This is a genomic window from Aromatoleum anaerobium (assembly GCF_012910705.2).
Classification (GTDB): domain Bacteria; phylum Pseudomonadota; class Gammaproteobacteria; order Burkholderiales; family Rhodocyclaceae; genus Aromatoleum; species Aromatoleum anaerobium.
The window spans coordinates 23,601-38,890 of sequence record NZ_WTVG02000033.1 but is presented as its reverse complement, the minus strand read 5'-3'; the positions used below and the strand labels follow the sequence as shown (position 1 = coordinate 38,890).

7 protein-coding genes and 2 tRNA genes are annotated in these 15,290 nt (G+C 65.0%); 5 read left to right on the top strand and 4 right to left on the bottom strand.

What is annotated here, in order from left to right; all coding sequences use genetic code 11:
- The first annotated feature begins 17 nt into the window (after positions 1-17).
- On the top strand, positions 18-3,035 hold the full coding sequence (locus GO606_RS01910) for an Rne/Rng family ribonuclease (RefSeq protein ID WP_169117871.1): 3,018 nt from the start codon (positions 18-20) through the stop codon (positions 3,033-3,035).
- 116 nt (positions 3,036-3,151) lie between these two features.
- Here GO606_RS01910 and GO606_RS01905 read toward each other — a convergent pair whose 3' ends face one another.
- Complete coding sequence (locus GO606_RS01905) at positions 3,152-3,619, bottom strand: low molecular weight protein-tyrosine-phosphatase (RefSeq protein ID WP_169117872.1); 468 nt, start codon at positions 3,617-3,619, stop codon at positions 3,152-3,154.
- Positions 3,620-3,630: 11 nt separating this feature from the next.
- A complete protein-coding gene (gene uvrB / locus GO606_RS01900; RefSeq protein ID WP_169117873.1) occupies positions 3,631-5,688 on the bottom strand; it encodes an excinuclease ABC subunit UvrB in 2,058 nt (685 codons plus the stop codon).
- A 172-nt stretch (positions 5,689-5,860) separates the two neighbouring features.
- Between uvrB and GO606_RS01895 the strand changes: the two genes are divergently transcribed.
- From GO606_RS01895 to GO606_RS01880, 4 genes are all read left to right on the top strand, one after another.
- The gene (locus GO606_RS01895; protein ID WP_169117874.1) at positions 5,861-7,066 is read left to right on the top strand and encodes an amino acid aminotransferase; all 1,206 of its coding nucleotides are present in this window, start codon (positions 5,861-5,863) and stop codon (positions 7,064-7,066) included.
- Between the two features lie 60 nt (positions 7,067-7,126).
- Positions 7,127-7,202, top strand: a tRNA-Asn gene (locus GO606_RS01890).
- Positions 7,203-7,241: 39 nt separating this feature from the next.
- A tRNA-Asn gene (locus GO606_RS01885) sits at positions 7,242-7,317 on the top strand.
- A gap of 201 nt (positions 7,318-7,518) precedes the next feature.
- Complete coding sequence (locus GO606_RS01880; RefSeq protein ID WP_169117875.1) at positions 7,519-12,339, top strand: DUF3320 domain-containing protein; 4,821 nt, start codon at positions 7,519-7,521, stop codon at positions 12,337-12,339.
- A gap of 69 nt (positions 12,340-12,408) precedes the next feature.
- Here the strand turns inward: GO606_RS01880 and GO606_RS01875 are convergent, their stop codons facing one another.
- Both GO606_RS01875 and GO606_RS01870 read right to left on the bottom strand, forming a co-directional pair.
- On the bottom strand, positions 12,409-12,612 hold the full coding sequence (locus tag GO606_RS01875; RefSeq protein ID WP_246979286.1) for a hypothetical protein: 204 nt from the start codon (positions 12,610-12,612) through the stop codon (positions 12,409-12,411).
- A gap of 205 nt (positions 12,613-12,817) precedes the next feature.
- Entirely contained in the window at positions 12,818-15,238 is a 2,421-nt protein-coding gene (locus GO606_RS01870; protein ID WP_169117877.1) for a Lon protease family protein, read from the bottom strand.
- Positions 15,239-15,290 lie beyond the last annotated feature (52 nt).

The window sequence follows — 15,290 nt, the reverse complement described above, 5'->3', positions numbered from 1 at the left end:
GCGGGGGAACGACATAAATGAAGCGCATGCTTTTCAACGCGACGCAGGCCGAGGAATTGCGCGTCGCGATCGTGGACGGTCAGAAACTGATCGACCTCGATATCGAATCGGCCGCCAAGGAACAACGCAAGAGCAACATCTACAAGGCCGTCATCACCCGCATCGAACCGAGTCTTGAAGCCGCATTCGTCGATTACGGCGGCGAGCGACACGGATTTCTGCCGTTCAAGGAAATTTCCCGCACCTATTTCGCCACCGGCGCCGATGTCGGCAAGGTCCGCATCCAGGACGCGCTGAAGGAAGGTCAGGAACTCATCGTCCAGGTCGAAAAGGACGAACGAGGGAACAAGGGCGCGGCGCTCACCACCTACATTTCGCTGGCGGGCCGTTACCTTGTCCTGATGCCGAACAACCCGCGCGGCGGCGGCGTGTCGCGCCGCGTCGAGGGTGACGAACGCACCGAGCTGCGCGACGTCATGGATCAGCTCGAAATTCCGTCCGGCATGAGCCTGATCGCGCGCACCGCCGCAATCGGCCGCAACGCCGAAGAGCTGCAGTGGGACCTGAACTACCTGCTGCAACTGTGGCGCGCAATCGATGGCGCAGCGCAGTCGCAGTCCGGCGCTTTCCTGATCTACCAGGAAGGCAGCCTCGTGATCCGTGCGATCCGCGATTATTTCCAGCCCGAGATCGGCGAAATCCTGATCGACACCGACGACGTGTATGAACAGGCGCGGCAGTTCATGTCACACGTGATGCCGGCGAACGTCAACCGCGTCAAGCGCTACAGCGACGACGTGCCGCTGTTCTCGCGCTTCCAGATCGAGCACCAGATCGAATCCGCGTACTCGCGTCAGGTCACCCTGCCGAGCGGCGGGGCAGTCGTCATCGACCACACCGAGGCGCTGGTGTCGATCGACGTGAACTCCGGGCGCTCGACGAAGGGTGCGGACATCGAGGAAACCGCGTTTCGCACCAACCTCGAAGCGGCCGAGGAAATCGCGCGCCAGCTGCGTTTGCGCGACCTCGGCGGCCTGATCGTCATCGACTTCATCGACATGGAGTCGCAAAAGAACCAGCGCGAAGTCGAAGGCCTGCTGCGGGACGCGCTGCGGCATGATCGTGCGCGCGTCCAGACGGGCAAGATCAGCCGCTTCGGCCTGCTCGAACTGTCGCGCCAGCGCCTGCGCCCGGCGCTCGCCGAAACCAGCTATATCCCGTGCCCGCGGTGCAACGGCACGGGCCACATCCGCAGCACCGAATCGTCGGCGCTGCACATCCTGCGCATCCTCGAAGAGGAGGCGATGAAGGAAAACACCGGCGCCGTGCATCTGCAGGTTCCGGTCGACGTCGCGACCTTCCTGCTCAACGAGAAGCGCGTGGACATCGCGCATATCGAGGTCCGCCACAAGATCCAGCTGATCATCATCCCGAACCGCCACCTGGAGACGCCGCACCACGAAATCATTCGTCTGCGCCATGACCAGCTGAACCAGGAAGAGGTCGCGCTGGCGAGCTACCAGATGGTCGGCAAACCTGCGGAAGTCGATCTGCGGCTGCCGTCGAAGGACGACAACAAGCCGCCGCGCGCGGAAGCCGTGGTGAAGGGAATCTCGCCGGCCCAGCCCGCCCCGATCGTCGAACCGAAACCCGAACCGGTGGCGGCGCCCACCCCCGTGGCGAAGCCCGCCGGACTGTTCCAGCGCCTGTTCGGCTGGCTGCGCAGCGAGAAGCCGGCCGTGACGCCGCAGAGGGTTGCGGAGGTTGCCCAGAAGCAGGAGCCCCGCCCGCGGGTCGAGCGCAGCGATACTCGCCGCGGCAACAATCGCAACCGTCGCGATGGCCAGCAACGCACCGAACGGGGTGAGCGTGACGACTCGACATTGGCCGCCCAGGCTGCAAGAGGGTCGATGCGCAGCGAACGCGCGGAGCGACCCGAACGGCCCGAGCGTACAGAACGACCCGAGGCGGTCGTCGAGCGCGGCGACAGGCCGGCACGTCCGGAGCGTGACAACGGCGGCCGTACGCGCCAGGGCCGTGGCCCGCGCAGTCAGCCGAAGCAGGGTGAGGCCGTAGTAGACAACGTCGTGGAATTGCCGGTCAGTACCGTCGCAATCGCCGCCGCCCCGGTCGCGCCGATGGAGGCCGGAGCAATCGTTCCCGCCGCCGAAGAGGGCGCTGCCGAGAAGCGTCGTCGCCGCAGCCGCGGCCGCCGTGACCGGCGCGGAACCGAACAGCAGACAGAAGTTGCCGCATCGGGCGACGAAACCGCGGATAGCTCGGCCGAAGCGGCTATGCCGAGCATCGAAACAGCACCGGAAACGACACAAGCCGTCAGTGCCGAGGCGGTTGCCGAGGCCCCGGCCGAGTTGTCCGTCGCTGCCGCGGAAGCTGCCGCCCCGCTGCCTGTCGCCGCTACCTCGCCGGAACCCGTCGCTGTCACAGCCGAAGCCGCACCGTTGCCTGTCTCTCTGCATCCGGCAGCCAATATCGAGGCTGAATCGCCCGCGGAAGCCGAGCCGGCGCTGGCGCCGGTGAAGCTCGAAGCCGCTGCGCAACCTGTGGCCGAAAGAGAAGCTGCGATTGAACCGGCACTCGAAGCGAAAATTGCACCGGAAGCAGCGATCGAAGCTGCCGAGCGTGCGCGCGAATCGCTGCAGGCCGGCCTCATGGAGCCTTTTGCCCCTGCAGGCCGCGAACCGGTACAGGCATCCGCGCGCGAGGAATTGGCGGAGGCCGAGGCCGAGCAGGCACCCGCTGCGGCTCCCGCGCAAAATGTCGCGCCGGAAACCGAAGTCGCCATGCCCGAAGCCGAAGTCAGGACCGCTGAGTCCCGGGCGCCCTCCGCTCCGATCGACCTGGGGGTGAACCTGGCCGAAAGCGGCCTCGTGATGATCGAGACCAGCCGCGACAAGGTGCAGGAACTGGCGAGTACGGCGGACGAGACTCCTGCCCCGCCGCTGGGACGCCGTCCGCGTCCGGCGCCGGTCATCGTCAACGAACCGCTGCAGCAGGTCGAAACCCACTCCAAATAAGCCTTGCGGCGTCTTGGCGCGAATGGGGCCCTCCTCGTGGAGGGCCCCATTTTTTCGCGCTGCAGTCCTGGCATCCTGCCGCCGTGCCGGAAGCGGCGGGCGGGCTCTTGTTCACCTCAACGCCCGATGATCTCCTCGAGCAGACCTTCGACGGCATCCTCGCAGTAATCCAGCACCACCTCGAAACCGTTCTCGCCGCCGAAGTAGGGATCCGGCACCTCGCTCAGCGGGTGCCTGCGGGCGTAGTTCATGAACAGTTGCAGTTTCGGCCGATAAACTTCCGGGCAGGTGCCACGCATGATCTCGAGATGGCCCGCATCCATTGCCAGAAGCAGATCGAAATTCTGGAAATCGGCCGTCTCCAGTTTTCGCGCACGCAGCGTGGAAAGATCGTAGCCCCGCTTTTCTGCGGCTTTTCGGGCGCGCGGGTCGGGAAGCTCCCCGACGTGGGCGCCGTAGGTTCCGGCCGAATCCACCATGATCGCCGCGGACAGTCCGGCCGCTTCGATCCGGTGACGGGCTATGCCTTCGGCGGTCGGCGAGCGGCAGATATTGCCCGTGCAGACAAACAGGATCTTGGTCAATCTTTCCTCCTTCATGAGGTGCCATGCTGGTCGGCGCCGAACGCCCGCTGCCGCAGCCGGAACAGCTCATCCCGTGCGGCGGCCGCCTTCTCGAACTCCAGGTTGCGGGCATGCTCCTGCATTTCTTTTTCCAGCTTGCGGATCGATTTTGCCACGGTCTTCTCGTCCATCGAAAAGTACTCGGGCGGCGATTCGGCCGCGGTTCGCCCCTCGCGCTCCTCGTCACCTCCGTAGACGCCGTCGATGATGTCCTTGATCCGCTTGCTCACTGTCTTCGGCACGATGCCGTTTGCCTGGTTGAAGGCGACCTGCTTGGCCCGTCGTCGTTCGGTCTCGTCGATTGCCGCACGCATCGACCGGGTCACGACATCGGCGTAGAGGATGGCACGGCCGTTGATGTGCCGGGCGGCGCGCCCGATCGTCTGGATCAGCGAGCGCTCCGAGCGCAGGAAGCCTTCCTTGTCGGCATCGAGGATCGCGACCAGCGACACTTCGGGGATGTCGAGGCCCTCGCGCAGCAGGTTGATGCCGACGAGCACGTCGAACTTTCCGAGGCGCAGATCGCGGATGATCTCGACGCGCTCGACCGTGTCGATGTCGGAGTGCAGGTAGCGGACGCGAATCCCGTTCTCGGCCAGATAGTCGGTCAGATCCTCCGCCATGCGCTTGGTCAGCGTCGTGACCAGCACGCGCTCGCCGGCGGCGATGCGGCGCTTCGCTTCGGACAGCAGGTCGTCGACCTGCGTGGTGGCCGGCCGGACGTCGATCGCCGGGTCGATCAGCCCGGTCGGGCGCACGACCTGCTCGACCACCTGCCCCTGGTGTTCGGCTTCATAGGTCGAAGGCGTCGCCGAAACGAAAATCGTCTGCGGCATCAAGCGCTCGAATTCCTCGAATTTCAGCGGGCGGTTGTCGAGCGCGGACGGCAGCCGAAAACCGTAGCCGACGAGGTTTTCCTTGCGCGAGCGGTCCCCCTTGTACATGCCGCCGACCTGCGGAATCGACACGTGCGACTCGTCGACGAACAGCAGCGCATCCGGCGGCAGATAGTCGATCAGCGTCGGCGGCGGCTCGCCCGGCCCGCGTCCCGAGAGGTGGCGCGAGTAGTTCTCGATGCCCTTGCAGAAGCCCATCTCGTTGAGCATTTCGAGATCAAAGCGGGTGCGCTGCTCGATGCGCTGCGCCTCAACGAGCTTGCCCGACGTCTGGAAATACGCCGACCGGTCCCGCAGTTCGTCCTTGATCGCCTCGATCGCTTTGAGCACCGTCGCGCGCGGCGTCACGTAGTGGCTGGACGGATACACCGTGAAGCGCACGAGCTTCTGCTTCAGGTGCCCGGTGAGCGGATCGAACAGCGTCAGATGTTCGACTTCGTCGTCGAACAGCTCGATGCGCACCGCAAGTTCGGCGTTTTCGGCCGGAAAAACGTCGATGACGTCGCCACGCACGCGGAAAGTGCCGCGGCGAAAATCGATGTCCGAACGCGTGTACTGCATCGCGACGAGACGCTGCACGAGGTCGCGGTGCGCGATGCGCTCGCCTTCGCGCAGGTGCAGGATCATCGCGTGGTAGTCGACCGGGTCGCCGATGCCGTAGATGCACGACACGGTCGCGACGATGACGACGTCGCGCCGCTCCATCAGGCTCTTCGTCGCCGACAGGCGCATCTGCTCGATGTGCTCGTTGATGCTGGAGTCCTTCTCGATGAAGAGATCGCGCGACGGCACGTAGGCTTCGGGCTGGTAATAGTCGTAGTACGAGACGAAATACTCGACGGCGTTTTCGGGGAAGAATTCGCGGAACTCCGCGTAGAGCTGCGCCGCGAGCGTCTTGTTCGGCGCAAGCACGAGCGCCGGCCTGCCGCAGCGGGCGATGACGTTCGCCATCGTGTAGGTCTTGCCCGAGCCGGTCACGCCGAGCAGGGTCTGGTACATCAGTCCGTCGGCGATCCCTTCGGTAAGCAGGTCGATCGCCGCGGGCTGGTCGCCGGCGGGCGGGAATGGCTGGTGAAGGCGGAACGGACTGCCCGCGAAAGTGATCACCGGAGCGCTGTCGGTCGAACTCGTCATGCTAAAATTTCCGGCTGTTTCAGGCGCTTGCCGGGTTGCCGTCCAGAACGGAATGGCCACGGCAAGAAGCCCATTATTTCCCAAAACGCGGCTCAAAGCACGGCAGCATGGACCCGAACCTCGAGAGGAGGTTTCGGGCCGGACCGCGCGCCCGCCCAACCTGGAGTTGTTTATGCCTTCGATCTTCGCCGCCGTCGAGATGGCGCCCCGTGACCCGATTCTCGGCCTGAACGAGGCCTTCAACGCCGATACCCGCACCGACAAGGTCAACCTCGGCGTCGGCGTCTATTACGACGACAACGGCAAGATTCCGCTGCTGGCCGCAGTGAAGGCGGCCGAAAAAGCGCGCCTCGAGGCAATGCCGCCGCGCGGCTACCAGCCGATCGAAGGTGCTCCGTCCTACAACAACGCGGTGCAGAACCTGCTGTTCGGCAAGGATTCCGCGCTGATCGCGAACGGCCAGGTAGTGACGATCCAGGCGCTCGGCGGCACCGGCGCGCTGAAAGTCGGCGGCGACTACCTGAAGCGGCTGAACCCGGCCGCAACCGTCTACATCTCCGACCCGAGTTGGGAAAACCACCGCGCGATCTTCGAGTCCGCCGGTTTCGCGGTCGACACCTACCCGTACTACGATCCGGCGACGCGCGGCGTGAACTTCGCGGGCATGAAAGCGAAGCTCGGTGAACTGGCTGCCGGCTCCGTCGTCGTGCTGCACGCGTGCTGCCATAACCCGACCGGCGCCGACCTCACCGAAGCGCAGTGGGGCGAAGTGGTCGAGGCCTGCCGCGCGCGCGGCCTCGTGCCCTTCCTCGACATGGCCTACCAGGGCTTCGCCGACGGCATCGAGCCGGACGCAGTTGCCGTGCGCCTGTTCTCCGCCAGCGGCCTGCAGTTCTTCGTCTCCAGTTCGTTCTCGAAGTCGTTCTCCCTGTACGGCGAGCGCGTCGGCGCGCTGTCGATCGTCACTGCGGACAAGGACGAAGCCGCTCGCGTGCTGTCGCAGGTCAAGCGCGTCATCCGCACGAACTACTCGAACCCGCCGACCCACGGCGGCGCAGTCGTCGCTGCAGTGCTGAACGCCCCTGAACTGCGCCAGATGTGGGAAGACGAGCTCGCCGGCATGCGCGATCGTATCCGGGCGATGCGCGTCGGCCTGGTCGAGAGCCTGAAAGCCGCCGGCGTCGCCCAGGATTTCTCGTTCGTCATCGAGCAGCGCGGCATGTTCTCCTACACCGCCCTGTCGGCCGCGCAGGTCGAGCAGCTGAAGAGCGAGTTCGGCATCTACGCAGTGTCGACGGGACGGATCTGCCTCGCAGCGCTGAACTCGCGCAATATCGGCTACGTCGCGAAGGCGATCGCATCCGTCGCGAAGGCGTGAAAATCATCTGGGTCAAATATTGACGGGTCCGCGCCGGATATCTATACTGCGCGGCTCAATTCCCCGATAGCTCAGTCGGTAGAGCAACGGACTGTTAATCCGTGTGTCCCTGGTTCGAGCCCAGGTCGGGGAGCCAATTTGGTCCGGGCGAAGTTCTCGCCGGACACCGTACCGATCCCCGATAGCTCAGTCGGTAGAGCAACGGACTGTTAATCCGTGTGTCCCTGGTTCGAGCCCAGGTCGGGGAGCCAGGAAAAGCAGGATTCAAGGCCAGCCTTCACAGGTTGGCCTTTTTCTTTTTCTGGTCCATTTCCGGTCGCATCGCTTTGATCGGCAGCTTCGGTTCGTCGGGACTTCGGCAGCCATCGGAAAGAGACCGTATTCGCTTACCATTGATCGGCTTTATGGGTCCGGTATCCTGTGCCCGGGCTGACGTTGAATAGGTAACGTGAATGTCGCACGCAGAGATTAAAAAGAAGCTTGCCAGCAGTCGAAAAGACCTCCTCGACATAGGGCTGCGCAACACGATGATCAACTTTCGCAGCGGCCCCAAGAGCCTGGCGATCGTCGGTGAACGCTCCGAGCAGATCCTCCAGCTCGTGTACCGGCAGAACAAGGCCATGACGTTCGTGCCCGCACCCGAGAAAGGGACGAAGGGCGGGAAAGAGGCCGGGAATGGCATCGCCAGGACAGACTCCGCTCAGGACATGGCTGGGGGACCGCGTGAAGACCGCAACGAAGTCGGCGCCCCCGCCCAAGACGCGGCGACAATTGCCCTCGTCGAAGAACTCGGCGACTTCGACTGGCTCGATGAGGAGGACGCCGCCGCCGGCGGTATTGCCAAACAGCACACGGATACCAAGCTGCAGACGGCTCTCCCCGAGGAACGGCTATTCCTCAGCCTGCTGAAAATTCACACCGAAGCGCAGACCTTCATCCAGGAGCAAGGGGTAAACATCCTTTTTCTCGCCCTGGGTTTCCTGCACTGGTACGAAGCCGAATCTTCCGACAAGCTTCGCAAGGCACCGCTGCTGCTCGTGCCCGTCGAGCTGTCCCGCACCGGCACCCGGGATATCTTCCGGCTGCGCTACAGCGAGGATGACCTGGTTCAGAACCTGTCGCTTGCGGCGAAGCTGAAAACGGATTTTGCGCTCGATCTGCCGCGATACATTGCCGATGCGAACGCCGACGCATCCGAGATGCCGGGCACAGACTCGTTCTACGAGGCCGTTTCCGGGTGCGTTTCGAAGCAGCCGCGCTGGAAAGTGGTGCCGGACGAGATCCACCTCGGGTTTTTCTCGTTCGGCAAATTCCTCATGTTCAACGACCTCGACGAGGCAATCTGGCCCGAGGACAAGCGCCCCAGCGAACATCCGGTTCTTGGGCGCCTGCTGGGCGAAGGCTTTTCGAACGAGACGGCTTTCGTCACCGACGACACTCGCCTTGATACGATCATCGAGCCGGGCGAAGTGCGCTTCGTGCGTGACGCCGACAGCAGCCAGACAATGGCGATCCTCGAGGCGCGGGAAGGCCGCAACCTGGTGATCCAGGGACCGCCGGGCACGGGGAAATCCCAGACCATCACAAACATCATCGCGGAGCTGTTGGGCGGCGGCAAAAAAGTGCTTTTCGTTGCCGAGAAGATGGCGGCGCTCGAAGTGGTCAAGCGCCGCCTCGACGAATGTCACCTGGGCGACGCGGTCCTGGAATTGCATAGTCACAAGGCGACCAAGCAATCGGTGATTCGGGAACTCGAACGCACGTTGCAGCAAGGTCGCCCGCTCGCGGCCGATGGCGCGGACGATCTGGCGGCACTCAAGGACGTGCGCGACGAGCTGAATGCGTATTGCGAGGCAGTCAATACGGCCATCGGCACGAGCGCCGTCCCCTTCATCACCGCGCTGGGCCATTATTTGCGCATCAAGCGCAAAAATGAGGGCTTGCCGGCATGGTCCTTCGAGACCATGAAGTCCTGGTCCCAGCGGGACCAGACCCAAGCGCGCGAGAAAGTCGCGGAGCTGGCGCGTCACCTGCGGGAAAACGGCCGGCCGTCGCTCAATACGTTCTACGGTACCGCGTGCACGACGTTCTCGCCCGTCGAGCAGGCGCGGGTCACGGAGGAGCTAAAGCACGCCGTCACGCTGGTGTCCCGCATGTCGGAGTCGGCCGGGCAACTGGCCGCCCACCTCGAACTCGAACGGCCGGCAACGCTCCACGATGTCGAGGTGATCTGCCGCACGGCCCGGCGCGCGGCCGAAGCGCCCCCGCTGACCGGCGTACGGCTGGTTAGCGCAGACTGGCGGACCCGCCCCGAAACCATCCGGGCGCTCATCGCGGCCGGACGTGCGATGGCCTCGGCGCGTAGCGCGCACGACGACATGCTGATCGAACAGGCATGGGAACAGGACCTGCTGACCGAGCGCCAGCACCTCGCGGAGCTGGGCGAAAAGTGGTGGCGCGTTTTCTCGGGCGCCTATCGACGTGCGCGGGCTCGCCTTCAGGGCCTGTGCAAAAAGCCGCTGCCCAAGGACAACGCCTCGACGCTCGCGCTGGTGGATGGCATCCTCGGCTACCAGCTGAGCAAGCGCACTTACGACGAGCATCTCGCGCTCGGCGAAGCGCTTTTCGGCACCCAGTGGATGGGCGAACGTTCCGACTGGGAAGCCCTCGGGCGAGCGAGCGAATGGGTCATCGCACTGCACGGCGACGTGGGCAAAGGGCAGCTGCCTGCCGGCATCGTCGCGTTCCTCGCCGGCCATCCCGATGCCGGCCGTCCGGGCACCTCGATCGCCGCGATTCATACCGCTGTCGGCGACTTGCGCGCGCGGGTCACGACGATCGTCGACCTTCTGGGTTTCGCCCGGAACCGGCCGGCCTCCACGCTCCTCGACTCCCCTTTTGTCGAGCTGCGCGAGCAGCTTTCGACGTGGCTCGATGCGATGCCGGCGATCTACGAGATGATCCGCTTCAATGACCTCCGGGACGAACTCGCCGCCCTCGGATTGCCGGAGGTGGCACAGGCGGCAGCGGGCTGGGAGCGCGACGCGGACGACCTCGTTCATGCGTTCGACTACAGCTGGTATGCCGGCCTCGTCGCACAGGCCTACGGCGCCTCGCCCGCGCTCGCCCGGTTCGACCGGGTCAAGCAGGCACACCTCATCGACCGCTTCCGCCACCTCGACCAGCAGTCCCTGGGCCACACGCAGGCCAGCCTCGCCAAGCAGATCTGGGAGACCCAGCCGCGTCTTTCCGATCCGGGGGAGATGGCCGTCGTGCGCAACGAGGCCAACAAGAAGCGGCGCCTGATGCCGATCCGCCAGCTCATGGAGCAGGCCGGCCGCGCGGTGCAGGCGATCAAGCCCGTCTTCATGATGAGCCCGATGTCCATTGCCAGCTTCCTGCCGCCCGGCAAAGTCGAGTTCGACGTCGTCATCTTCGACGAAGCCTCGCAGGTGAAGGCGGTCGATGCGTTCGGCGCGCTGCTGCGGGGTCGGCAGGCGATCGTCGTCGGCGACACGCGCCAGATGCCGCCCACCGATTTTTTCGGACGGGACGTCGAATTCGACGAAGAGGACAACGTGACCGCCGACATCGAGAGCGTGCTGTCCCTTTTCCGCGCGCGTGGCGCCCAGGAGCGCTACCTGAGCTGGCACTACCGCAGCCGCCATGAATCGCTGATCGCCGTATCGAATGTCGAGTTCTACGAGCGCAAGCTCACCATTTTCCCCTCGTCGGGCACAAACGCATTGGCGACGGGCCTGGAAATGGTTTGTCTTCCGCATGCGCTGTACGACCGCGGGCGCACGCGGACCAACCGCGACGAAGCCTGCGCGGTCGCAAAGGCGGTGATGGAGCATGCGACGACGCACCCGGGTTTGTCGCTGGGCGTGGTGGCGTTCAGCGTCGCGCAGCGCGACCTGATCCAGGTGGAGCTGGAGTTGTTGCGACGCAAATCGCCCGGGCCGGAGCGGTTCTTCACCGAGGCGCATCCGACCGAGCCGTTCTTCGTCAAGAACCTGGAAAACGTGCAGGGCGACGAGCGCGATCGCATTTTCATCAGCATCGGGTACGGGCGCAACGAGTCCGGACGTATCGCAAAGGAGTTCGGTCCGCTCAACCGCGAGGGCGGCGAGCGGCGCCTGAACGTACTCATCAGCCGCGCGAAGATGGGCATGACCGTCTTCAGCAACTTCCGCGGCGAGGAACTCGACATCGACGAGACTGCGAGCCACGGCGTGCGGGCCCTCAAGCACTTCCTCAAGTACGCCGAAACCCGCGTGCTGGACATTCCGCGGGAAACCGGCCGCGCGCCGGACTCGCCGTTCGAGCTCGAAGTGATGACCGCGCTGCAGGCGCGCGGCTACCGGATCGAACCCCAGGTTGGCACGGCGGGGTATTTCATCGACATGGCGGTCAAGGACCCGGAGCTGCCGGGTCGTTACGTGCTGGCGATCGAATGCGACGGAGCCGCCTATCACAGCTCGCGTTCGGCCCGCGACCGGGACCGCCTGCGCCAGGGCGTTCTGGAAGGCCTCGGCTGGACCTTCCACCGGATCTGGAGCACCGACTGGTTTCGCGATCCCGGACGGGAACTCGACCGCGCGATCGCCGCGATCGAGGCCGCGCGCGCACTGCGCAAGGCGGCCCGCGCTGTTCAACCCGCCGTCAAGCCCGTGAACGCGCCCCTTATAGAGCGTGCGCAGCCCGACGCGGAGACGATTTCCCCTGCGGCAGCGACTTACCGCAAAGCCGCTCTGCCGCGCTGGACAGGCGCCGAGGCGATCCACGAGGTCGCCGTCCCGCAACTGGCGGACCTCATACAGAAGGTTGTGGCGATCGAGGCGCCGGTCCATGAAGCCGAGGTGACCCGGCGTCTCATGGAGGCCTTCGGCGTGAGCCGGGCCGGCAGTCGCATCACGCAGGCAGTTTCAAGGGCGGTCGAACACGGTGTGCGCTCCGGGCTGTTCAATCAGGCAGGCGCATTCATCCATACCCAACCCCGCGGCGAGGTGCAAGCCAGAAGTCGCAGCGCCTTCGCGCCGGCCGAGCGCAGGATCGAATGGGTCTCGCCGGAGGAGCTGGACGTCGCGCTGCTGCAGGCGATCCAGGCCGGTTTCTCGGTGGATCGGGATGCGGCCATCAGCAGCGCCCTCGAGGCCCTGGGCTTTGGACGCGCCTCGGCCAGCATTGCTGGCGCTTTGGGCGAACGGCTCGACGCGCTCCTCGCAACCGGCCGTATCCGGCTCGTCGACGATCGATACGCAGTGGCCTGATCAAGCCTGTCGGAGCCGACGCGGTGTCGATCGTCGAGGACCACGCAAAGCGGGACAGTTGCGCAAAATCTACCCTCGCCAGATCACCCAGAGCTTTTGCTGCCACCCCAGCGAGCCCCACCAGCGTTCCCCTTCCTCGTACAACGTGATCCCGTCGGAGGTGAGCGTGTAGTAGTGCGCGAGCAGGCCCACCCTCGCGCGGGGGGCGATGTAGCCGTTGCGCTCCAGATATCCGAAAAAATGCACCGCCAGCGGAACACCTTCAAGGTACATGAGGCACGACACATCCAGAATTCGTATGAACGGATGTCCCGATCGCATCGCACGCAATATCTTGAGGACGTGCCATCGATGGGGAACCCGTTCCTGCCTGGACAATTCAATGGCACTCGAGATCATCGTAGGCTCCAGGATGGGCAGAGACACTACCCGAAGCAAATTCAATTCCTGCCTTGCCCCGCCCACGCAGGGCCGCGCCTCAATGATCGCTGCGCCTGCGGTGGCGGTGCGTATGCCCCGGTCCCTCGGCAAACGCATGCTTCGCCGCCGTCATTGCGGCGAGCGCCGACGCGACGCGGCGATTGATGCTCTCCTTCGGCATGACGCCCTTCGCATCGGGCGTGCCGGCGGCCAGCCCCGTCAGCACGGTCATCGCCTCATCGACCGTTGCGACGCTGTAGATATGAAACCGTCCGTTTCGCGCCGCCTCGACGACATCGTCCCGCAGCATCAGGTGCCGCACGCTCGCCGACGGGATCACGACGCCCTGCTCCCCGGTCAGCCCGCGTATCGCGCAGAGGTCGAAGAACCCTTCGATTTTTTCGTTCACGCCGCCGATCACCTGGACCTCGCCAAGCTGATTGACCGATCCGGTAACGCCGAACGACTGGCGGATCGGCACCTGCGCGAGCGCGGACAGCAGGGCGCACAGCTCGGCGAGCGACGCGGAGTCGCCTTCGACCGGCACGTACGACTGCTCGAACACGAGACTCGCCGACAACGACAGCGGCTGATGGCGGGCATAGCGGGATGCCAGGAAAGCCGAGAGAATCAGCACGCCTTTCGAGTGGATCGCTCCGCCGAGCTCGATTTCGCGTTCGATATCGATGACGTCGCCTTCACCGAGCCGCGCCGTCGCAGTGATCCGCACCGGGTGGCCGAAGCGCTCTCCCGCCATGTCGACGATCACCAGGCCGTTGATCTGGGCGCAGCGTTCGCCCGACGTCGAAATCAGCGTCGTCCCCTCGACCATCGCTTCCAGCACCCGCTCGGAGTAGCGCGCATAACGCCGTGCACGCGAAGCCACGGCGAGATCGACCTGCGCACGCCCGATGATCGTCAGCTTCGCGCTGCGCGCATGGTAATCGGCCTCGCGCATCACATCGGCGAGCAGGCGAGTCTGCAGCGTCAGCCGCCCGCCGTCTTCGGCAACGCGGGCGCCGTGTTCGACCATGCCGGCGATGCCGCTCCGGTCGAGCGGCAGCAGGCCCGCCGTGCGTGCGAGCGTCGCCAGAAGATGCGCGTAACGCATGACGTTCTCGGCCGTTCGCGGCAGATCGTCGTCGAAATCGGCAGCCACCTTGAACAGCTCGGGAAAATCAGGATCGTGCTCGGTCAGCAGGAAGAACAGCTCGCGATCGCCGATCAGCACGACCTTGATGTCGCATGGCACCGGCTCGGGTTCGAGGGTCACGATGCTGGTCCAGCCCTGCGCCTCGGCCGGGGGCTCGATGCGGATCTCGCGCCCCCGCAGCACCCGCTTGAGTCCATCCCACGCAAATGGTTGCCCGAGCAGGCGCTCGACATCGATGACCAGGTAGCCACCGCAGGCCCGGTGCAGCGCCCCGGCACGGATCAGGTTGAAGTGCGTCACCAGCGTGCCCATCTGCGCGATGTGCTCGATGCGGCCGATAAGGTTGACGAAACCCGGATTGTCCTCGTACACGACGGGCGCTCCGCGCGTCGATGAGTGATCGACGAGGAGGTTGATCTGGTAACGGTGGAATCGCGTCCGCGCCTCGTCCTCGGAGACGTCTTCCTCATCTTCCCCGCCAGCCCACTCGTCACCACTGTCGAGCAATTCGGCGGTGATCGCCGAAAGGAAGCTCCCCACCTGCTCCAGGTCTGCGTAGCGCTCGCGCAAGCCCCGTGTCAGGTGCGACACAGCCGGCGCCAGCGCGTCACGCGCGGCCCGCTTCATTGCCTCGTACAGTTCCTTGCGCCAGCCGGGAAATTGCTCAAGTAAATCGGTGAGCCGCTCGCTCCATGCGCCGACCTTGGCCTCGATCGCATCCCGCTCGGGCTGCTGCAAGACCTCGAACTCCTCCGGCGACATCGTCCCCCCGTCGCGAATGGGCGCAAAGACGAAGCCTTCGGGTGTTCTAAGCAGCGAAATTCCTTCCGCCGCGCAGGCCTGCCCGAGCTCACGCAGCGCCGCTTCCTCGCGCGACTTGTGCGCTTCCTGCAAGGATTCGGTGCGGCTGCTGTAAGTGTCGCTGTCGAGCGCGGCGTCGATCGCCGGCCGCAATTCGCGGATGAACGCCTGCATGTCGGCACGCAGCATCGCACCTCGTCCCGCAGGCAGTGTCAGCAGCCGCGGACGCAGCGGATCATCGAAATTATGCAGATAACACAGATCCGGCGGCACCTCGCCCTGGTCCGCGAGTTCGCGCAACAGCCGCTGCACCGCGACGTGGCGACCGGTGCCGGATTCACCGAGGACGAAAACATGGTAGCCGGGCTGGCGCATCGCAAGACCGAAACGCAGCGCATCCTCGGCCCGTGCCTGCCCGAGCCCTCCCGGCAGATCGGGGAGACCGGCCGTCGAATCGAATTTGAATACGTCCGGGGTACAGACCACGCGCAGCCGGTCCGCGGGCAGCGGCTCGAAATCGGCCATATCGTCGTTCTCCAGATGCCGAAATGAAACGGGAGCTTCGGGCCAACCTGCC